Annotated in this window: 17 protein-coding genes; 5 read left to right on the plus strand and 12 right to left on the minus strand. The window is 73.6% G+C overall.

All coding sequences use genetic code 11. The annotated features are described in order from the left end of the window. The first annotated feature begins 23 nt into the window (after positions 1 to 23). From QRT05_RS11545 to QRT05_RS11555, 3 genes are read left to right on the plus strand one after another with little or no spacing between them, the layout of a single operon-like run. Positions 24 to 1,007, plus strand: coding sequence for a quinone oxidoreductase family protein (locus tag QRT05_RS11545; RefSeq protein ID WP_289447426.1), 984 nt, complete (start codon positions 24 to 26; stop codon positions 1,005 to 1,007). Next, a complete protein-coding gene (locus QRT05_RS11550; RefSeq protein WP_289447427.1) occupies positions 1,004 to 1,774 on the plus strand; it encodes a DsbA family oxidoreductase in 771 nt (256 codons plus the stop codon). Before QRT05_RS11545 ends, QRT05_RS11550 begins: the two co-directional genes overlap by 4 nt. Continuing rightward, a complete protein-coding gene (locus QRT05_RS11555) occupies positions 1,774 to 2,289 on the plus strand; it encodes a GNAT family N-acetyltransferase (RefSeq protein ID WP_289447428.1) in 516 nt (171 codons plus the stop codon). Before QRT05_RS11550 ends, QRT05_RS11555 begins: the two co-directional genes overlap by 1 nt. Before the next feature lie 25 nt (positions 2,290 to 2,314). On the opposite strand, the gene QRT05_RS11560 is transcribed toward QRT05_RS11555, so the two are convergent. The 5 genes from QRT05_RS11560 to QRT05_RS11585 all read right to left on the minus strand — a co-directional run bounded on the left by QRT05_RS11560 (position 2,315) and on the right by QRT05_RS11585 (position 13,641). Beyond that, on the minus strand, positions 2,315 to 3,376 hold the full coding sequence (locus QRT05_RS11560; protein ID WP_289447429.1) for a LacI family DNA-binding transcriptional regulator: 1,062 nt from the start codon (positions 3,374 to 3,376) through the stop codon (positions 2,315 to 2,317). Between the two features lie 416 nt (positions 3,377 to 3,792). Beyond that, positions 3,793 to 9,273, minus strand: a complete 5,481-nt coding sequence (locus QRT05_RS11570; RefSeq protein ID WP_326522649.1) for an ExeM/NucH family extracellular endonuclease — start codon at positions 9,271 to 9,273, stop codon at positions 3,793 to 3,795. A 194-nt stretch (positions 9,274 to 9,467) separates the two neighbouring features. Continuing rightward, complete coding sequence (gene pheT, locus QRT05_RS11575) at positions 9,468 to 12,014, minus strand: phenylalanine--tRNA ligase subunit beta (RefSeq protein ID WP_289447430.1); 2,547 nt, start codon at positions 12,012 to 12,014, stop codon at positions 9,468 to 9,470. Then, positions 12,014 to 13,066: a phenylalanine--tRNA ligase subunit alpha gene (gene pheS, locus QRT05_RS11580; protein ID WP_289447847.1), complete on the minus strand. Its 1,053-nt coding sequence runs from the start codon at positions 13,064 to 13,066 to the stop codon at positions 12,014 to 12,016. Before pheS ends, pheT begins: the two co-directional genes overlap by 1 nt. Before the next feature lie 251 nt (positions 13,067 to 13,317). Then, positions 13,318 to 13,641, minus strand: a complete 324-nt coding sequence (locus tag QRT05_RS11585; RefSeq protein WP_289447431.1) for a hypothetical protein — start codon at positions 13,639 to 13,641, stop codon at positions 13,318 to 13,320. Positions 13,642 to 13,748: 107 nt separating this feature from the next. Here QRT05_RS11585 and QRT05_RS11590 point away from each other — a divergent pair, with 107 nt between their 5' ends. Beyond that, positions 13,749 to 14,693, plus strand: coding sequence for an LLM class flavin-dependent oxidoreductase (locus tag QRT05_RS11590; protein WP_289447432.1), 945 nt, complete (start codon positions 13,749 to 13,751; stop codon positions 14,691 to 14,693). Here the strand turns inward: QRT05_RS11590 and QRT05_RS11595 are convergent. The 6 genes from QRT05_RS11595 to infC all read right to left on the minus strand — a co-directional run bounded on the left by QRT05_RS11595 (position 14,668) and on the right by infC (position 18,725). Next, entirely contained in the window at positions 14,668 to 15,318 is a 651-nt protein-coding gene (locus tag QRT05_RS11595; RefSeq protein ID WP_289447433.1) for a 2'-5' RNA ligase family protein, read from the minus strand. The two genes, QRT05_RS11590 and QRT05_RS11595, sit on opposite strands and share 26 nt — an antisense overlap. A gap of 1 nt (position 15,319) precedes the next feature. Then, positions 15,320 to 16,153: a TrmH family RNA methyltransferase gene (locus QRT05_RS11600; protein ID WP_289447434.1), complete on the minus strand. Its 834-nt coding sequence runs from the start codon at positions 16,151 to 16,153 to the stop codon at positions 15,320 to 15,322. Beyond that, positions 16,150 to 16,800, minus strand: coding sequence for a hypothetical protein (locus QRT05_RS11605; RefSeq protein ID WP_289447435.1), 651 nt, complete (start codon positions 16,798 to 16,800; stop codon positions 16,150 to 16,152). The genes QRT05_RS11600 and QRT05_RS11605 overlap by 4 nt, the downstream gene beginning before the upstream one ends. A gap of 137 nt (positions 16,801 to 16,937) precedes the next feature. Beyond that, complete coding sequence (gene rplT / locus QRT05_RS11610; protein ID WP_289447436.1) at positions 16,938 to 17,321, minus strand: 50S ribosomal protein L20; 384 nt, start codon at positions 17,319 to 17,321, stop codon at positions 16,938 to 16,940. 60 nt (positions 17,322 to 17,381) lie between these two features. After that, the gene (gene rpmI / locus QRT05_RS11615; RefSeq protein WP_118765679.1) at positions 17,382 to 17,576 is read right to left on the minus strand and encodes a 50S ribosomal protein L35; all 195 of its coding nucleotides are present in this window, start codon (positions 17,574 to 17,576) and stop codon (positions 17,382 to 17,384) included. 117 nt (positions 17,577 to 17,693) lie between these two features. Next, positions 17,694 to 18,725, minus strand: coding sequence for a translation initiation factor IF-3 (gene infC, locus QRT05_RS11620; RefSeq protein WP_289447437.1), 1,032 nt, complete (start codon positions 18,723 to 18,725; stop codon positions 17,694 to 17,696). Between the two features lie 299 nt (positions 18,726 to 19,024). On the opposite strand from infC, the gene QRT05_RS11625 reads away from it, so the two are divergent. Further along, positions 19,025 to 19,381, plus strand: coding sequence for a DUF1844 domain-containing protein (locus QRT05_RS11625; RefSeq protein WP_289447438.1), 357 nt, complete (start codon positions 19,025 to 19,027; stop codon positions 19,379 to 19,381). A 24-nt stretch (positions 19,382 to 19,405) separates the two neighbouring features. Here QRT05_RS11625 and QRT05_RS11630 read toward each other — a convergent pair whose 3' ends face one another. Then, positions 19,406 to 20,626, minus strand: a complete 1,221-nt coding sequence (locus tag QRT05_RS11630) for an MFS transporter (RefSeq protein ID WP_289447439.1) — start codon at positions 20,624 to 20,626, stop codon at positions 19,406 to 19,408. Positions 20,627 to 20,638: the final 12 nt, after the last annotated feature.

Raw genomic sequence — 20,638 nt, forward strand, 5'->3', positions numbered from 1 at the left:
TCCGCGTGAGCGTTGCCGGGTGCATGCGCGCTGTCATCGCCACAGTAGCGGGCGGACCGGAGGTCCTGTCCGTCGCCGACATGCCCGACCCGGAACCCGGTCCGGACCAGGTGCTCGTGCGCCTCGCCGCCGCGGGCGTCAACTTCATCGACACCTACCGCCGGTCGGGCACGTACCGCATGCCGTTCCCCCACGTGGTCGGCTCCGAGGGCGCCGGCGTGGTCGAGCGCGTGGGCCGTGACGTGACGACGATCCAGCCGGGTGAGCGCGTGGCGTGGTCGGCGGCCCCCGGCTCGTACGCCGAGCTCGTGGCCGTCCCCGTGTCGGCCGCCCTGGTGGTCCCCGACGGCGTGCCGGACGACGTCGCGGCGGCGCTCCCTCTCCAGGGGCTCACCGCGCACTACCTGGTGACCTCGTCGTTCCGCGTCGAGCCCGGCGTCACCGTGCTGGTGCACGCCGGCGCCGGCGGCGTGGGCCTGCTGCTGGTCCAGATGGCGGCCGCACGCGGCGCGCGCGTGATCACGACGGTTGGGTCGGCCGAGAAGGAGACGCTCGCTCGCCGCGCCGGCGCGTCCGAGGTGATCCGCTACCGCGAGCTCGCGAACCTGACCGACGAGCTTCCCGCGCTCGTGCGGGACCTGACCGACGGTCGCGGCGTCGAGGCCGTCTACGACTCGGTGGGCCGCGACACCTTCGACGCCTCCTTGGCCTCGCTGGCTCGGCGCGGCACCCTCGTGCTGTTCGGTGCCTCGTCGGGCGCCGTGCCCCCGTTCGATCCGCAGCGTCTCAACGCCGCCGGGTCCGTCTTCCTGACCCGGCCGACGCTCGGCGACCACACCCGTGATCGCGCCGAGCTGGACTGGCGCGCGTCCGAGGTCTTCGGTGCCGTCCAGGACGGCTCGCTCGACGTGCGCATCGGCGCCACCTACCCCCTCGCCGACGCGGCCGAGGCCCATCGCGCGCTCGAGTCGCGCTCCACGACCGGAAAGGTCCTCCTGATCCCGTGACCACCAAGCTGACCACTCCGCTGGCGCTGGCCCCCGTGAAGACCCTGCAGATCGAGGTCTGGTCCGACGTGGCGTGCCCATGGTGCTTTATCGGCAAGCGCCGGTTCGCCGCGGCCCTTGAGCAGTTCCCGCACCGCGACCACGTGGAGGTCACCTGGCGCTCGTACCAGCTCTCCCCCGATACCCCCCTCGGACCGGGCCGGCCCGAGGCTCAGGCGCTCGCCGAGATGAAGGGCCTCTCGCTCGCGCAGGTGCAGCAGATGTTCGCGCAGGTCACCCAGGTCGCCGCGGGGGTCGGCCTGGCCTACGACTTCGACCGCACGCTCACCTTCAACACGTTCGACGCCCACCGCCTGCTCCACCTCGCAGCGCGCGTGGGAGGCGCCGAGCTCGTCGACCGGACCGCCGAGGCCCTGTTCTCCGCGCACTTCGAGCAGGGTGCCGACCTGGGCCTCACCGCGGCGCTCGTGGACCTCGCGCACACGGTCGGGTTCGCCGACCGGGGCTGGGACGACGACCGCGTCCTGGACTTCCTCACGGGCGACGCGGAGGCGGACGCCGTGCGCGCCGACATCGCCGAGGCACGCTCCCTCGGCGTGACCGGCGTGCCGTTCTTCGTCGCCGACCGTCGCGTGGCCGTCTCCGGGGCGCAGCCGGTCGAGGTGTTCACGCAGCTGCTCGAGACGAGCTGGCGCGAGGCCAACCCGCTCGTGACGCTGGGCTCGGCCGACGCCGAGGCGTGCGTCGACGACGCGTGCGCGATCTGATGAGCCTGCCCGACCCGCGGCGGCTGCCCGTCCGCCTGCGCACCATGCGCGAGGAGGACCTCGCCAGCGTGGCCGCGATGAACGACGCCGCAGTCCCCGCCGTCAACGCGCTGGGACTCGACGGGCTGCGTGAGCACCTCCCGCGGTGCTCAGCCGCGCTCGTCGCGCACGACGCGTCGGGCGTGATCGGCTTCCTCCTGGCACTGGCACCCGGTGCCGACTACGCGAGCGAGAACTACGCCTGGTTCAGCGCGCACGTGCCCGGGTCGCTGTACGTGGACCGCATCGTGGTGGCTCCCCGCGCCGCGTCTCGCGGGGTGGGCCGTGCGCTCTACGCGGCGGTGACCGAGCAGGCGCGCGCCCTGGGGCTCGACCGGGTGACGGCCGAGGTCAACCTCGAGCCGCCGAACCCGCGCTCCTCGGCCTTCCACGCCCGCCTGGGCTTCACGCCCGTGGGCGAGCAGGTCACCAAGGGCGGGACCGTACGGGTCGAGCTGCTGGCGCTGACGCTCTGACGCTCTGACGCTCTGACGCCTGCGCCTACGCCTCCGCCGGGGCCGGACCGGTGCTCGCCCGCACCACCAGCTCGGTCGGCACGAGCACGTGCTCAGGACCCGTCGGGGCGCCGGCCTCGCCGCGCGACCGGGCGATCGCACGGGTGAGCACCGACGCGGCCGCCTGGCCCTTGGCGGCGAGGTCCTGGCGGACCGTCGTGAGCTGCGGCTGCGCGTTGCGAGCCACCGGGCTGTCGTCGTAGCCGACCACCGACAGGTCGTCGGGCACGCGAAGCCCCTGCTCACGCGCGACCTGCTCGACCGTCCACGCCACGAGGTCCGAGAAGCAGAGCACTGCGGTGGGACGGTCAGGCAGGGCCAGGAGCGTGCGGATGCCCTGGTCCGCGTGCGCCTCGGAGTTGTCGGTGATGTGGACGACCGTGACGTCCACGCCGGCCGGGCCGAGCACGCTCATCCATCCCGCCACGCGCTCGCGCGAGACGTAGCCGGTTCCGGCGTCCATCGGGTCCGGTGCGACACCCGGCGGCAGCCCGAATCCCGTGGTGAGGATGCCGATCCGGCGGTGTCCCAGGTCGAGCAGGTGCTGCGCCGCGGCGGCGGCCCCCGGCCGGTCGTCGAGCAGCACGCTCGACGCGTCACCTACGGGGTCCTCGTCGACGAAGACGAGCGGCAGCCTGCGTCGCAGGAGGTAGGTCACCGCCATCCGGTCGCCGGCGCACGCGTAGACCATGGCGCCGTCCATCGGGATGTCGCGTGCGGGCACCATCTCGGCGGACCCCGTGCTCGGCAGGAGCGCCACCGCCAGGCCCGTCGGCGCGAGCTCCTCCGCCACCGCCCCGAAGAAGGCGGCGGCGATGGGGTCCTGGAACGCGGTGCCGACCGACTCGGTGAGCAGCACGCCGCCGGCTCCCGTGGTGCCGCGCGCGTGGACGCGCGCGGCCGGATCCGGACCGGCGTAGCCCAGCGCCTCGGCCGCGGCGAGCACGCGCTCGCGCAGCTCGCTCGAGAGCTGGTCGGGACGCGAGAAGGCGTTCGACACCGTCATGCGACTCACGCCCACCTGGTCCGCGATCGTCTGCAACGTCACGCGACCCAAGGCACCCACCCCGCTCGTCCCATGAGGGCCAGCGTAGGCGGGCGAGAGCCCCCGAATGGCGCTGGTCACGTCGCGGCGTGCCCGAGCACTCGGGCGACCTCCTGCCGGCACGGTTCCGGCTCCACCGCGACGGCGATCCTGGCGAGCCCGCGAGCGACCAGCGATCGCACGCGCGCGAGGTGCGGTCCCCTCGGCTCGACGACCGGCGCGTCCGGTTCGGCACTCAGCGCGACGTGCATCGTCGACCTGCGCGCCATGGCGAGTGCGAGTGCTGGTGCATCCATGGTCTGTCCCCTCTCCGGTGCGTTCTGTACCGCTAAAGTACTGCCTGCCTCTGTACCGGTCAAGAGCAGGAGCGAAGATCGCCCCGCCCGGCGGAGGGCCGGGCGGGGCGATCGGGTGGTGCGTCAGCGCACGGTGAGCTTGTGGCTCGCCTTGGCCGGGGTGTAGCTGCTGCTGCCGGCGTAGGTCACGGTGACTGTGGCCGACTTCTTGGCCTTCGGGAGCGTGATCGTCACCGTGCCGCCCGAGAGCGACCCGGTCGCGACGGTCTCGCCACCGACCTTGACGGTGACCTTGCCCGAGGGCTTGGGTGCACCGGACTCCCCCGCGACCTTGACGGTCAGGACCGCGCGGGTGCCCTTCTTGACGCTCCACGCCGACGCCGACAGCTTGATCGTCGGCGTCGCCTTGGCGACCTTGAGGACCGCCGTCCCCGAGGACGGCGCCACCGTCGCGCTGCCGAGGTAGACCGCCGTGAGCGTGTGCTTGCCGACGGTCAGGGACGACGGGAGGGTGACCTTCGCCGTGCCCTTCGTCCCGGCGGTCGACAGCACCGTCGTGAGCAGCACGGTCTTGCCGTCGCGGATCTCGACCTTGCCGCGCGGTGCCGACGTCGTCCCGACGACCGTGACGGTCGCCTTGACCGGGGTGCCGAAGGTGGTCGACGTGGGCTTGACGACCAGCGAGGTCGCCGAGGCCGACCTGGCGATCACGATGTCGTGCGTCGAGGAGCTGGACGACACGACCCCGGGCCCCGTCGGCACGAAGACCGCGGTGAGCGAGTGCGCGCCGACGCCGAGGTGGACCTTCGCCACTGCGACCCCCGAGACGACCGGGACGTTCTTGGCCAGGGTGGCCGTCCCGTCGTAGAACGTGACCGAGCCGGCGACGCTCGCGGGCGTCACCGTCGCGGTCAGCGTCTGCTCGGCACCCACCACGAGGTGACCGGTGACCGCGAGCGCGGTCGTCGTGGCCTGGGCGACCACGGTGGTCACCACGGGCGACGTCGAGCCCGAGAACACGGGCGACGACGGGACGAACTCCGCCGTGAACGCGTGCGGGCCGGCGCTGAGACCGTCGACCGTGGTGGTGGCCACGCCCGCCGCGAGCGTGACGTCCTGCGCGACGACCGAGCCGCCGTCGCGGAACGTGACCGTGCCCGCCGCGCCCGCCGGGGCCACGGTCGCGGTGAGGGTGAGCTCGCCGGCCGTGGTCGGGGTCCCCGAGACGACCAGGGTGGTGGTCGTCGCGGTGGTCGCGGCCTCGACCGCCAGGGGCAGCCTGACGGTGGTGCCGCTCGGAGTGGCCACGAGCGTGAGCACGTGGTCACCGGCCGGCGTCGCCGCCGGGATGGTGACGGACACGGTCGCCGCCCCACCCGCGACGGTCGCCGTCCCGATGGACGTGCCGTCGAGCCGCACGTCCAGCGCCGTGTTGACCGGGGAGCCGAGGCTCGTCAGGTCGAGCTTGGTCACCGGGAAGGTCAGGTCGGTGCCCGCGGTGACGCTGTCCGGCAGTGCCGGGACGCCCACGGCATGTCGCGCGAAGTCGGGCGCCAGGTCCGGGTGGTCCTTCAGGTAGGCGATCCAGCCGTCCCGGTCGACGAGACCCGAGTCCTTGGTGGCCGAACCGCTCGAGAAGACCCGGAAGTTGTCGCCGCCCTGGGCGAGGAACGAGAACGTCCCGATCCGGTAGTCGGCCGTGAGGTCGAGCGGCCGCCCGTCCACCGTGACCGACGTGATGTGGTGCCCCTGCGCCGCGGCAGCGTCATACGTGTAGCTGACGTTGTCCGAGAGGCCCAGCGCCAGGTACGGACGCGACGGGACGGTGCCGTCGGCGTTCGTCTGCCACTGCTGCTCGAGCATGGTGACCACCTGGGCGCCCGTGAGGGTCGTGGTCCAGAGGTTGTTGACGAACGGCAGGACGCCGTTCGCCTCGGCCGTGGTGACCACGCCGTCGGGTGCGTAGAAGAGCTCGGCACGCAGGCCGCCCGGGTTGACGACGCCGATCTGCGCGCCGCCGAGGTTCTCGGGCTCGAGCGTGTCCCGCAGCGCGTTCGCGACGAGGTTGCCGAGCGTGGACTCGTTGGCGCGGTCGTCCCGCGTCCCGCCGGTGTACGTCCCGGCGGTGTAGGTGCCACCGCTGAACGCCGTCGTGATGTCCGCCGTGACCGACCCGACCGGCACGGAGCCGACGGCGGCGGCGTTGGCGAGCGCGGCGTCGACGATCGTCTTGACGGCCGCGACCCGCGGGTAGGCGGCCACGAGGTCGGCGTCCGCCGTCGTCACGCGGGGCACGTCCACCTGGGTGTGCGCGGTGACGTCGTCCGTCGCAGGGTCGTACGTCAGCACGATCTTGCCGATGTACTCGCCGTAGGAACCGGTCTGCAGGACGGGCCGCGTCTTGCCGGCCCCGCCGGGGACCGGCGCCTCCCACGCGTACTGCTTGTGGGTGTGACCGGTGAAGATGGCGTCGACCTTGGCCGACGTCTTGGTCACGATGTCCGCGAACGCCCCGCCGTGCGCGACCTCGGCCTCGAGGGACGAGCCGTCGGGGGTGCCCGCGCCCGCGCCCTCGTGGTACTCGGCCACGAGCACGTCGGCTTCGCCGTTCGACTCGTCCCCGTCGGTCAGCTGGGCCGCGACGCGGTTGACCGCGGCGACCGGGTCGCCGAAGTCGAGGGTCGCCACGCCGCCCGGCGAGACGAGCGTCGGCGTCTCCTGGGTCACCGCGCCGATGACGCCGACCCGCACGCCGTCCATGTCGATGACCGTGTACTCGTCGAGCGCCGGGTCCGTGGTGCCCTTGTGGTAGACGTTGGCGCCCAGGTAGTCCCAGCTCGCCGCGTCGGCGATGCGACCGGCGAGGTCCGAGAAGCCCTGGTCGAACTCGTGGTTGCCGACCGCCGATGCCTTGAGCTCCAGCGCGTTGAGGACGTCGATCGTCGGCTTGTCCTTCGCGGTCGCCGAGGCGAACAGCGACGCACCCACGTTGTCACCGGCGGACAGGAACGCCACCGGGCCGGTCGCCTCCTTGCGCAGCTTCTCCACCGTGCCGGCGAACTTCACCGTGTTGGCGTCGATGCGGCCGTGGAAGTCGTTGATGTTCAGGAAGGTCAGGTCGACGGGGGCGTCGTTCTTGCCCGCCTCGAGGCCCACGAGCACGGGGTCGTGGTCCGACGAGCGGTACTCGTCGGGGGCGTAGAAGAGCGTGCCGTGGTAGTTGTACCGGCTGTACTCCAGCGCGATGGACTCCTCGGCGTTGATCTCCCAGATGTCCGCCCCCGTGGCCCGCTCGAGCGCGGGGCCGTTGAGCAGCACGTGGTCGAGCGAGCCCGACAGGCCGCCGAACGAGTAGGAGTACTGGCCGTGCGCCAGGTGCGACGCGGCGTCGGTGTAGCCCGCGTCGTAGAGCACCTGCAGCGGGTCCTCCTGCGTGTACGAGTTGAAGTCGCCCACGAGCGCCACCGACGCCGTGTCGCCCTGGATCGTCGGGACCCAGTTCTTCAGCGCCGTCGCCTGCGCGACGCGGGAGGCGTTGGACGCGCCCTGCCCGTCGCCGGAGTCGGCGTCACCCGGGAGCGGCCCGGCCGAGCCCTTGGACTTGAAGTGGTTCACCACGACGAGGAACGGCTCGCCGCCCCCCACCGGCGTGAACGCCTGCGCGATGGGCTCGCGCGCGTTGGCGAACGCACCCGTTCCCGAGCTGAGGGTGCCGAGCGCGTGCGAGGCCCCCGTGCGCTCGACGGCAGCCTTGCGGTAGATGATCGCGTTGGTGATGACGTCCATCTCGGACGCGGGTGGCAGGTCGCTCGACGACGGGACGCCGGCCCAGACGTCGGAGCCCGCGGCTGCGTTGAGCGCGCCCACCAAGGTGCCGAGCGCCTCGTCCGCCACGCCGTCCACGACGAGGGAGTTCTCGATCTCGAGCAGGCCCACGACGTCGGCGTCGAGGTCGTTGATCGCCGCGACGATCTTGTCCTGCTGACGCTTCAGGTCCGCCGCGTCCCACGCACCGCGCTGGTCGCAGCCGGTGTTGACCGTGACGCCGTCGCCGTCGCGGTCCTTGAACGCCGTGCAGCTCGCGTCGGCGTTGCCGAGCGTCGTGAAGTAGTTGAGGACGTTGAACGACGCGATCTTCAGGTCGCCACCCACGTCAGAGGGCGCGGCCGTGCGGTCGTTCGCGAAGGTCGCCGGCGATCCGCCCGTCGACACGGGCGCGGTCGGGTTCAGCTTCCAGACGTCGTTGCGGTAGTCGACGACGACCGGCCTGGTGAACGTCGCGGCGGCACCCACCCGGACCGGGTGGGTCAGCGAGACGTACGGCGGCGTGAGGCCCTGGTTCGCGGCCGACAGGAAGTTCGTGGTCGCACCGTCGTCGAGGACGACGCCGCGCGCCGCGTTGTCGGCGGCGATCGCGGTCGCGGCCGGGGTGCCCGGGCGAGCCTCGTCGGTGGGCTGGATGAGCGGCGTGGTGCCGGTCGCCAGGCCGACCTCGCCGTACTGGTTCGTGGAGAACGTGTTCGAGATCGTCCACGACCCGCTCGGGGCGAACAGCGTCGACTCGAGCGCCTCCCGTCCCGCGTCGGTGGTCGGCCACGCGCCCGTCGTCGGGCTGACCGTGGCGCCGTCCGCCAGCGTGCTGAGCCCCGCCGCGGACGTCACCGTGAGCTCGGTCAGGCCGCTGAACTCGCTCACGGCGCCGGTGACCTTCACGTGGTCGCCGATCGCCACGGAGGCGACCGTGCTGGGCGAGTAGACGAACAGACCGTTCGAGGCGCTCGCGCCGCTCAGAGGGCCGCCCGTGCCGGGGGTCTGGATGACGTACCCGTTCAGACCGCCGGTCGGGTAGGCGGCCGTGACGACGCCGTCCGTCGTGACCGTCTGGCCGACGAGCGGCGAGGCGGCGCCGGTTCCCTGGATCTCGGCGATCGTCTTCGTCGCCGGGGTGCCGGGGTCGGTCGGGTCGGTCGGCGTCGCACCGCTGTTCTCGGGCGTCACGTCGCCCGCGGTGAAGTCCGCGCCGTTGTCGGCCGTGTTGGCGTGCTGCGCGTTGCGCGCGACGGACGTGGTGCTGGACGGCGCGGGCGCGGGCGCCGAGCCCGCCTTGTCGTTGGCGGTCGCGCCGAACCCGACGAAGTCGACGACGCTGGGGGCCGTCGAGCACGCGGTCCCGCACGAGAGCGCGGTCGTGGCGTTGACGAGCGCGACCTTCCCCGCGGTGCCGCTCATGGCGATCGCACCGGCCACGTCGGGCGTCGGCAGGTCGGTCGTCCCGCCGCTGCCCACGGCCTCGGCGACGAGGTAGGTGGCCTTGGCGGGGATCGAGCCCGTCAGCGGGGTGGTCTGCCAGGAGGTCCCGGTCGCCGATGCGTACTGCACGGACCATCCCGCGAGCGACACCGGGGACGTCCCGGGGTTGTACAGCTCGACGAAGTCGCGCTTGAAGACCGCGCCGGAGTTCCCTCCCCCGCCGTACACCTCGTTGATGATCACGGCCGCACCGGGCGAGACGGCGGCTGAGGCCGCCCCCGCCCCTGCGACCGACCCGGCCAGCACCACGGCAAGAGCCGTGAGGCCCCCGACCGATCTCACAGCTGCATGCACGTCGGACAACTCCTTCGTCGGGGAACCGCGAAACGGCCGCGCACGGCGGCCCCGGCAACCTTCGCCCGCTGCCCGATTTGCCGCAACTACTCCCCGGTAACAATGCTGTGAACTCATCCCAGGACTCGTGAACCGCGGACGACGAAGGCTCCCGATCCGGACAGATCGGGAGCCTTCGCGCGACGGGCGGCAGGTCAGGCGCGCAGGGTCGCCCCGAAACGCCGGTTCGCCTCGGCCACGACCGAGTCACGCACGGCCGCGGTCTCCGCAGCCGTCAACGTGCGGTCCCCAGCACGCAGGCGCAGCGAGAAGGCGAGCGAGCGCGTGCCTGCCTCGAGCTGCCCCCCGCTGTAGACGTCGAACAGGCTGACCTGCTCGACCACGTCGCCGACCTCGCTGCCCTCTGCGCCTGCCCGCACGGCGGCCAGGACGGCGGCCGCGGGGACGTCGGACGCCACGACGAGCGCGACGTCCTCCTTGGCGAGCGGGAAGGTCGACAGCGCGGACGCCTGGACCGGGCCGCCCGATGCAGCTGCGAGAAGCTCGTCGAGGTTGAGCTCGAACGCCACGGCGCGCGCCGGCAGGTCCAGGGCGGCCACGACGTTCGGGTGCAGCTCGCCGGCGTGACCGACGACCGTGCCGTCGACCGTGCTCAGGCGCGCGCACCGGCCGGGGTGCCACGGCGCGCGCACCGCGTTCTCGACCACGAGCTCCACGCCGAGGGTCCCCGCGACCAGCAGGGCGGCCTCGAGCGCGTCGGTGTGGTCGGCCCGTCGACCCGGTCCCCACCAGCCGGCGGGCTCGCGCAGGCCGGCGAGCACGCCCGCCACGTGGCGCGGCTGCGGGGGGACGCCCGCGTCGAGCGCCTCGAGCTGCTCGTCGCTGGGGAGCACACCGCCCGGGAGCCGCGGAGCCGCGGGGGCGTCGGCGGACGGGAGGGTGACGAGCCCGAGCTCGAACACCGCGACGTCGCTAGCGCCGCGGGCCACGTTGCGCCGCGCGGTGTCGAGCAGCGTGACCAGGAGGTCGGTGCGCAGGAGCGGCTGGCTCTCGGCGATCGGGTTGGCGAGCCGGATCGCGCGACGCCGCTCGTCGTCGGCGTCGAGCCCGAGGACGTCCAGCTGGTCGGCCCCGACGAACGGGTAGCTCAGCACCTCGACGAGCCCGAAGCACGCGAGCCGGTCGGCGACCGCTCGGCGCGCGCGCTGCTCGTCGCTCAGGCCCCGGCCGGCGGGGGCGGGCGGCAGGATCGAGGGGATGGCGTCGTAGCCGCGCAGGCGTGCGACCTCCTCGACGAGGTCCACCCCGACCGTCAGGTCCGGCCGCCACGTGGGCGGCAGCACCGTCAGCGGGTCGGTGCCCGTGACCTCGCAGCCGATGGCCGTGAGCGTCTCGCGCACCTCGTCGACCGTGTACGGCACCCCGACCAGCCGCGAGGGCAGGTCCGCGGCCAGCGTGATCGGGGCCGGGGGCGTGGTGCGGTCGATGTCGGTCACCGTGTCGTCGGGCGTGCCGCCACCGTGCTCGACGAGCAGCGCCACCACGCGGTCCACCGCGACGCGGGCCAGCTGCGGGTCCACGCCACGCTCGTAGCGCTTGGCCGCCTCGGTCGGCAGCTTGTGCCGCCGGGCGGTGCGCGCGACCGTCACGGGATCCCAGCGTGCCGCCTCGACGAGCACGTCGCTCGTGGTGGGGCCCACCTCGCTGTCGCCGCCGCCCATCACGCCCGCGAGGCCGATGATCCGGCTGCCCGCGCCGTCGGGGCTGTCGGTGACCAGCAGGTCCTCGGGGTCGAGCGTGCGCACGGTGTCGTCCAGCGTGCGCAGCGTCTCCCCCGCCCGAGCCCGGCGCACCACGAGCGGCTCCGCGACGCGCTCGAGGTCGTAGGCGTGCAGGGGCTGGCCCAGGTCGAGCATCACGTAGTTCGTCGCGTCTACCGCGAGGTTGATCGCGCGCATGCCCGCCTGCTGCAGGCGGCGCTGCATCCACGTGGGAGACGGGTCGGCGGCACGCACGCCGCGCACGACGCGCGCGACGAAACGGTCGACGCCCGGCACGCCGTGGATGGGCGCCTGGTCGTCGATCTCGACCACGAAGCCGGGCTCCGGGGTGTCCGTGGGCACCGGCAGCGCCGGGTCCGTGAAGGCCGCGCCCGTCGAGTGCGCGTACTCGCGGGCGACCCCGCGCATGGAGAAGCAGTAGCCCCGGTCCGGGGTCACGTTGATCTCCAGGACCTCCTCGCCGAGGCCGAGCAGCTCGCGCGCGTCGGTGCCGACGGGCGCGTCGATGCCGAGCGTCGCGAGCACGATGATGCCCGCGTGATCCTCGCCCAGCCCGAGCTCGCGCGCGGAGCAGATCATGCCGTCGGACACGTGCCCGTACGTCTTGCGCGACGCGATCGGGAACGGTCCGGGCAGGACGGCGCCGGGCAGCGCCACGACGACGCGGTCGCCCACGTCGAAGTTGTGCGCACCGCACACGATGCCGCGCGGCGCGCCGCCCTCCTCGTTGTGCGCGGGGCCGACGTCGACCCGGCACCAGTTGATCGTCTTGCCGTTCTTCTGCGGCTCCGGGGTGCGCTCCACGACCTCGCCGACGACGAGCGGCCCGCTCACCGCGGCCGGGTGGATCGCCTCCTCCTCGAGCCCGACGCGCACGAGGTCCTCGGCGAGGCGCTCCGCGGTCAGCCCGGCGGGGAGCTCGACGTGGTCGCCGAGCCAGGACAGAGGGACACGAGGCATCAGATCACCGCCTGGAACTGGGTGGAGAAGCGGATGTCGCCCTCGACCATGTCGTGCATGTCCGCGATCCCGTTGCGGAGCATGAGGGTGCGCTCGATGCCCATGCCGAACGCGAAGCCCGAGTACACCTCGGGGTCGACGCCGCACGCCCGCAGGACGTTCGGGTTGACCCTGCCGCAGCCTCCCCACTCGATCCAGCCGGGCCCGCCCTTCTTCTGCGGGAACCACAGGTCCATCTCGGCGGACGGCTCGGTGAACGGGAAGAACGCGGGCCGCAACCGGGTGCGCGCCTCCGGTCCGAAGATCGTGCGCGCGAAGTGGTCGAGCACACCCTTGAGGTTGGCCATCGTCAGGCCCTTGTCCACCGCGAGGCCCTCGACCTGGTGGAACACCGGGGTGTGCGTCGCGTCCAGGGCGTCCGTGCGGAACACCTTGCCCGGGCACGCGATGTACACGGGCAGGTCGCGCTCGAGCAGCGTGCGCGCCTGCACCGGGCTGGTGTGCGTCCGCAGCACGAGGCCGGCGTCGGGCGGGTCGACGAAGAACGTGTCCTGCATCTGCCGCGCGGGGTGGTCGACGCCGAAGTTAAGCGCGTCGAAGTTGAACCACTCGGCCTCGAGCTCGGGACCCTCGGCGATCTCCCAGCCCATCGCGACGAACATGTCGGCGATGCGCTCGGACAGCGTCTCCAGCGGGTGGCGGGCGCCGAGCGGGTGGCGCACCGCGGGGAGCGTCATGTCGACGGCCTCCTCGACCAGCACGCGCGCGTCACGCTCGGCCTCGAGGACCTCCTGCCGGGCGGCGAGCGCCTGCTGCACGCGGCCGCGCGCGGCGCCGAGCAGCTTGCCCGCGGTGCCCTTGTCGGCGGGCGCCAGGGCGCCGATGCCGCGGTTGGCCAGCGCGAGCGGGCTGCGCTCGCCCGTGTGCGCGAGGCGCGCAGACTTGAGCTCGTCGAGGGTGCTCGCGGCCTCGACCGCGGCCACGGCGGCCACGACCACGGCGGCGACGCCAGCCTCGTCGAGCGGGGACAGCACAGGGGTGTCGTCGGACATCCGGACCTTCCAGGGGAGGTGCTGGGCGACCCACGCCGACGTGCGCCGGGCGGGGTCGTGGCCGGCGCGCATGGAGCGGCCGACCAGCGGACGAGTCTATCGGCGCCCGTCCCGAGCCTGGTCCGTGGTCCACCGCAACGCGGTCACCTCACGTGCGCGTCAGCGCGGCCCGGGCACGGGCCGCGGAAATCGGCGATCACTCCCACCCCGCATGCGCATGGCCCGATCCTGCCACGCCGACCTCGAACGCCTCACCTCGTTTCCGCGCCGACCTGGTGGTTGTCCACGTCTCGGCCGGCGCAACCGGGGACAACCACAGGCTCGGCGACCTCCCCGCGGACGAGGTTGTGGTTGTCCACGTCCCGGCCGGCGCGATCGCGGACAACCACGGGGTCGGCGACCGCCCCCGGTGCGAGGTTGTGGTTGTCCACGTCCCGGCCGGCGCGATCGCGGACAACCACGGGGTCGGCGACCGCCCCCGGTGCGAGGTTGTGGTTGTCCACGTCCCGGCCGGCGCGATCGCGGACAACCACAGGCTCGGCGACCGCCCCGGGTGCGAGGTTGTGGTTGTCCACGGATGGGCCTCCGCATCCGCGGACAACCACAGGGTCGGCGGGCAGACGGGGCGAGAGGGTCGGCGTGGACCAGACTGGGCGGTCGGTGGAGCGAGAGGGAGGGTGATGTGGCGACCATCGGCGTGATGCTGCCGCGCGACCTGACGGCGGGGCGCGTGCTGGACTACGCGCGGCGGGCGGACGCGCTCGGGTTCGACGAGCTGTGGGTGGTCGAGGACCTCGGCTTCCGCGGCGGGGTCGCCCAGGCGGCGGCCGTCCTGGCGGTCACCGAGCGGATCCGCGTCGGCGTCGGCCTGCTGCCGGCGGGTGCCCGCAACGTGGCGTTCGCCGCCATGGAGGTCGCGACGCTCGCCGAGCTCTTCCCGGGCCGGGTCGACGTGTGCGTCGGCCACGGCATGCCGCACTGGATGCGCGCCGCCGGTGCGTGGCCCACCAGCCCCGTCACGCTGCTCCAGGAGTACGTCCCGGCGCTGCGCGGCCTCCTGCGCGGAGACCACGTGAGCGTCGAGGGTCGCTACGTGCAGCTGCGCGACGTCGCCCTCGAGTGCCCGCCGGCCGTCGTGCCCGACATCCTCGTGGGTGTCCGCGGCCCACGCTCGCTCGCCGTCTCCGGGGCGGTGGCCGACGGTACGGTCCTCGCCGAGCCGGTCACGCCCGAGTACGCGCGCGCCGCCCTGGGGCACATCGCCGCGCTCGGCCCGCACCGCCTCGTGGGCTACAACGCCGCCGCGGTCGCGTCGGACCGGGCCGCCGCGCTCGACGCGGCCCGCGCCGCGCTCGCGTGGATCGGCGAGCCCGACTGGGCGCCGCACCTGGAGCCGCTGCCGTTCGCGGCCGACCTCGCCGCCCTGCGCGCGGCGAGCGCCACCCGCGCGGACTTCGCGGCCGCGCTGCCTGAGGAGTGGGTGCGACAGCTCGCCGTCGTCGGGACGCCCGACGCGGCACGTGCGCGCGTGGCCGAGCTCGCCGACGCGGGGGTGTCCGGCACGGTGCTCCTGCCCGCAGGACCCGACCCGTTCGCCGCGCTCAGCTCGCTCGCGACGGTCCTGTGAGCGGGATCCGCTCGACCGGTCGGTAGAGCGGGCCTCCGCCACGTCCCGCGCCGGGCTGCGACTCGACCAGGAGCACCTCGTCGACCAACCACGCCGGTCCCTCGTAGACCGACAGGGCGCGGACGAGGGCTGCCGCGACCTCGTCGTCCACCTCGGACCCCCGACGACCCGACGGCGAGGTCGCCCCCGCGGGCGAGCCGCGCCGGCGCGGCGGTCGGCTCCCGGGCCTGACCCGACCCACGGTCAGGTGCGGCCGGTCGCGCGGCCGGTCGTCGTGCCACGCGCCGACGGCCTCGCCCGCCGCCGCGCACGCACCGCTCACGTCGCGTTGCGCGGCCACGTCGCCGCCCACGCCCACCCAGAGCGTGCGGTGCGCGAACAGCCCCGCACCGTGAAGCGCGAGCTCGAACGGCGCGCGCTCCGACAGCCGCCCGGCGAGCTCACTGCTGAGGGCGGGCAGCGCGCCGTCGGGAAGCTCGCCGTAGAAGGCGGCGGTCAGGTGCCTCGTCTCGCGCGCGGACCACCGCAGGGCGGACGACGGCACCGACGCCCGGACCGACGCGAGCGCCAGGTCGAGGTGGTCGAGCACCTCCTCGGGCGGCCAGACCGCGGCGAAGGCTCTCATGTCAGCGGTGCGCGCGGCTGCTCGCGTACAGGCACACCGTCGCGGCGGTCGCGAGGTTGAGCGACTCGGCCCGCCCGCGGAGCGGCACGCGCACCACCGCGTCGGCCAGTGCGCGGTCCTCGTCCCGCAGACCCCAGGCCTCGTTGCCGAACACCCAGGCGGTGGGCGCGGCCAGGTCGGGGACGCCGTCGGGGGCGTGGCCCGCGACGTCGAGCAGGTCGTCCAGGTCGTGCTCCCCCGCCCCGTCCGCGGCGAGCACGGTCAGACCGGCCTCGCGCAGCGCGCCGACACCGCCCCCGAGGTCGATCCCCGTGGCGACCGGCAGGTGGAACAGCGAGCCCGCCGTCGAGCGGACCACCTTCGGGTTGTGGATGTCCACGCTCTCGCTCGTCAGGATCGCCGCGTCCGCTCCTGCGGCGTCGGCCGCGCGGATGACCGCGCCGGCGTTGCCCGGGTCGCGCACGTTCGACAGGATCGCCACCAGCCTCGGCGGGCCCGCGAGCACCGCGCCCAGCGTGCTGTCGAGCAGGTCGACGACCGCGACCATCTGCTGCGCGTCCGGGCTCATCGCGGCGAGCACGTCGGGCGAGCCACGGTGCACCCGGATCCCCCGCGCCCCCGCGGCCCGGACGATCTCCGCGTACCTCGCCGTCGCGGTCGCGGTCACGTACAGGTCGTGCACCCGCACGTCCGTCGCCGCGACCGCCTCGCGCACCGCCTGGGGACCCTCGACGAGGAAGCGGCCGGCCCGTTGCCGGACGGACCGGCCGGCCAGCGCCTTCACAGCCTTGACGCGCTCGGCACGGACGTTGTCGAGGTACGGCGTTTCGCTCACGGGGACATGATCCCCTGCCCGCGCCTGCTCGCCTCGACGACGTCGGCGAGATCGGTCCAGAACGGCACCCGGGCCGCGCGCTCCGGCTCCGAGTCCCGCCGCGGATGCCCCATGGAGAACTCGCGGTTCACGTAGTCGACGAGGTCGCGTGCGTACACGACGACCTCGGTGCGGTGGATCGCGAGCACGGGGACCGTCGGGAGCGGGTCCTCCGCGGGCAGATAGCGCTGCCCGAACAGCGGGACCACCGTCGGCACGGTCGCCAGCCGGGCGCGGGCAGCCTGCTCGCGCGCGTCGAGCCCGTGGGGTCGCGGGCCCCAGCGGGTCGGCCAGAAGTCGTGCTCGAGGACGTCCGCGACCACGCCGTCCACGGGGAGCCGCAGCCGCGCTCCGAGGTCACGGGTCGAGCCGGAGCGCCAGTTCGGCCAGAGCGGCCCACGTGGCAGCCCGAGCGCCAGGAACGCCCGATGGACCGGAGCGAAGCGGAACCCGAGGCGCTCCTCGACCTGCTCGCGCTCGTCCGAGCTCAGGCCGGGCCCGATCCTCTCACCGGCATAGGTCAGCAGCTCGTGCGCCTCCTCGGCCACGTCCCATGCCGACCGCGGGACGCGCACCTGCTCGCCCGGTCGGCGACGCCTCAGCGTCACGCGCGCTCGACGGCGGGCTCGGTGCCGCGGGCCTCCCCCATGAAGCCAGACACTATCGGCACGACGAAGCCCCCGGGTCGGAAGGACCCGGGGGCTTCGGAAGCCGTCACCTCACGCAGAGGCTCGAGAGCAGACGGTCACGCGGCCTTCGGCGCGTTGACGTCGGCGGGCAGCGCCTTCTTGGCGACCTCGACGAGGGCGTTGAACGCCACCGCGTCGGTGACCGCGAGGTCGGCGAGGACGCGACGGTCCACCTCGACACCCGCGAGCTTGAGGCCCTGGATGAGGCGGTTGTACGTCAGGCCCTGCGCACGCGAGGCCGCGTTGATGCGCTGGATCCACAGGCGACGGAAGTCGCCCTTGCGCGCCTTGCGGTCGCGGTAGGCGTAGACGAGGGAGTGGGTGACCTGCTCCTTCGCCTTGCGGTAGAGGCGCGAGCGCTGCCCGCGGTAACCACTGGCGCGCTCGAGAGTTGCCCGGCGCTTCTTGTGGGCGTTGACCGCCCGCTTCACGCGTGCCACGTGATGCTCCTTGCTGGTCTAGGGCTCAGGTGCCCCGGGGGCGCTTGCGCGCCCGCCGGATCACTTACCGAGCAGCTTCTTGATCTTCGGGGTGTCGGCGGCGGAGACGACCACGTCGCCGGCGATGCGGCGGGTCTGGCGGCTCGACTTGTGCTCCAGCAGGTGGCGGCCGCCGGCCTGCTCGCGCATGACCTTGCCGGTCCCGGTGACCCGGAAGCGCTTCTTGGCACCGGAGTGCGTCTTATTCTTCGGCATGGCTGCCGTGTCTCCTTGTCGTTCTCATCGCACGGGCTCGTGCGACTCGTCTGGTGCGGTCCGATCAGGTGCTTCGATCGGTCCGCCATGCAGTGTGAAGCTGTGCGGTCCAGCAGGTCAGGCTGTCGGGTCCGACGGAGTGGCGCGAGGCTTCGGAGCCGGCCGCGGGGCGGGCTTGGTGGCCGTGGTGGCCGCCGGGCGCGCTGCTGCGGGACGAGGTGCAGCCGGACGCGGAGCGGCCGGACGGGGGGTGGCCGGCCGCGGCGCGGGCGCCGGGGTCGCGGCGGCCGAGGACTCCGCGGCCTCGGGGGCCGCAGCCTTCGGTGCCGCCTTGGGCGCGGCAGCCTTGGGAGCGGCCTTCGGAGTGGCCTTGGCGGGCGCCTCGGCAGCATCGGCCGGGGCCTCCTCGACCGGTGCCGCCGCGGGAGCAGCCTCGGCCGCGGGGGCCTCGACAGCAGCCGCCTCGGTGACCGGCGCTTCGACTGCCGCGGCCTGGTCGGCCGGAGCCTCGTCGGCCTGCGCAGCCTTGGCAGCCGCCTTGGCCGCGTTCTCCTCACGAGCGGCGGCGGCCTGCGCGGCGCGACGCTGCTCGAGCTTCTGGTCGGCCTTCTTCTTGGTCGGCCCCAGCACCATGACCATGTTGCGGCCATCCTGCTTGGGCATGCTCTCGATGAAGCCGAGCTCGGTCACGTCGTCGGCGAGGCGCTGCAGCAGCCGCACGCCCATCTCCGGGCGCGACTGCTCGCGACCACGGAACATGATCATGACCTTGACCTTGTCCCCGGCCTTGAGGAACCGCTCGACGTGGCCCTTCTTGGTGCCGTAGTCGTGCGGGTCGATCTTGAGCCGGAAACGGATCTCCTTGAGGACCGTGTTGGTCTGGTTGCGCCGTGCCTCACGCGCCTTCATGTCGGCTTCGTACTTGTACTTGCCGTAGTCCATGATCTTGCAGACGGGCGGGCGCGCCTCAGGGGCGACCTCGACGAGGTCGAGATCTGCGTCCTGGGCCAGGCGCAGTGCGTCTTCCACGCGGACGATGCCGACCTGCTCGCCGTTGGGGCCGACCAGGCGGACCTCGGCTACGCGGATCCGATCGTTGATGCGGGGCTCGCTGATGTGGTGCTCCTCAGTTGTCGTCTCGGGTGACATCGCAGCAACGAAGAAGGCCTCCGTCGTGCGATCGCACGAGCGGAGGCCTGGTGGTCCGAGCGGGACGACCCCGAGGTCGGCCCCACGCTCTCGTCGGCGGGCCGACGAGCCGGACTGTGACCCGGCCCCCGGTGCTCGGCATCAGCCGCGCGGTGGGGACCCAGGTGGGATGGACTCCGCTTGTGCACCCGGTCTCCCGTGCCGCGCACCCGAGGGCGTGCGGACATGCGAGACCGGATCAGTCGTGGACAAGGTTACCAGAGCATCGGGCTGCGTCCGAACGATGGGAGGATCGACCCATGAGCGAGCCCGCCGACACGACCGCAGCCACCCGCGACATCGCCGACGTCGCCGCCGTCGAGGTCATCACCACCGCAGCCGTCCACCTCATGAGCGCCGCAGCGGTCAAGTGCGGGCTCGCGGAGGACGGCCCGGACGGCGGCGGGAGCGAGTACCTGGACCTCGACGAGGCACGCAAGCTCATCACCGCGCTGGCCGCGCTCGTCACGGCGTCCGCTCCGGACATCGGCAACCAGCACGCCCGGTCGTTGCGTGACGGGCTGCGGTCGCTGCAGCTGGCGTTCCGCGAGGCGTCGGCCTTCCCCGACGCGCCCGGCGAGGGCCCCGGCGAGAAGTACACCGGCTCCGTCGTCTGAGACCGCGCCGGTCCCAGCCGGCTCCTAGGCGTCGACCAGCTCGGGGACGGGAGCACGCTCGGCGGCGCGCGCGGCTCGTCGGCCACGCGTCAGCCGCAGCGCCGCCAGCCCGACCAGCGCGACGCCGCCGCCCACCACGGAGGCCGCGAGGAAGCCGGCGCCGGGCGACGAGCGGTCGATGACGAACCCGCAGGCGGGTGCGCCGAGCGCCGTGCCGACCGTCGACATCGTGCCGCTCCAGCCCATCACCTCACCGCGGCGCCTCTCGTCGACGAGCGAGACCAGCGTGGAGTTGATCGCGGACAGCGCCGGGGCGCACGGCAGACCCGCGAGCACCACCGCGAGCGCGAGCCAGACGGGCGGCGGGGCGAAGGCGGCCGGGACGGTCGCCAGCGCAAGGATCGCCACGAGCACGAGCGGCGGCAGGCCCCGCTTGCGCGCGCCGTAGACCAGCCCGCCGATGACGGACCCGCCGGCCCACAGCGCGACCATCCAGCCGACGTCGCCGGGCCGGCCCGCCTCGTTGAGCGCCGCGACGAGCGCGACGTCCGTGCCGACCAGGACGAACGTGGCCGCGAGGTTGGCCAGGAGCACCACGAGGAGCGGGAGGGAGACGATGCGACCGCTCGCGCTCTCGGCCGCGGGTGCGTCGGCCTGCGTCGGCACCGCCGAGCGCGTCGGGGGGTTCGCCCACATGAGCAGCACGCCGGCCGCGACGGTGATGCACCCCACCACCGTGAGGGCCGCCGTCGTGGACACCTGCGTCGCGAGCACGACGCCCAGGACGGGCGCGAGCATGAAGGTGAGCTCGACGCACACGGAGTCGAGGGCGAACGCCGAGCGCTGGAGCTCGAACGGCACCAGCACCGACAGCGACTGGCGGGTCACCGAGAACACCGGCACCAGGAACAGGCCCGCCACCAGCGAGGCCACGATGAGCGCCTCGTAGCCCAGGTGCGGCGCCGTGAGCCACACGGCCGACTCGACGACCACCGAGGGGAGGATCGCCCGGCGCAGCCCCACACGGTCGACGAGACGACCGCGCCACGGCGCACCGATCGCCGCACCCGTGGTCGCCGCCGCGGCGACGACACCGGCCTGGGCGTAGCCGCGGTCGAGGGTCGCGACGACGTGCAGCGTCAGGACGACGCCGACCATCGAGGCGGGCATCCGCGCGACGAACCCCACCAGGTACAGCCGAGCGACGCCCGGGAGGCGCAGCACGGGTCGGTAGGTCGACAGCACGTGCTCCATTCT

This window comes from Cellulomonas edaphi (assembly GCF_030362815.1).
Taxonomy (GTDB): Bacteria; Actinomycetota; Actinomycetes; order Actinomycetales; family Cellulomonadaceae; genus Cellulomonas; species Cellulomonas edaphi.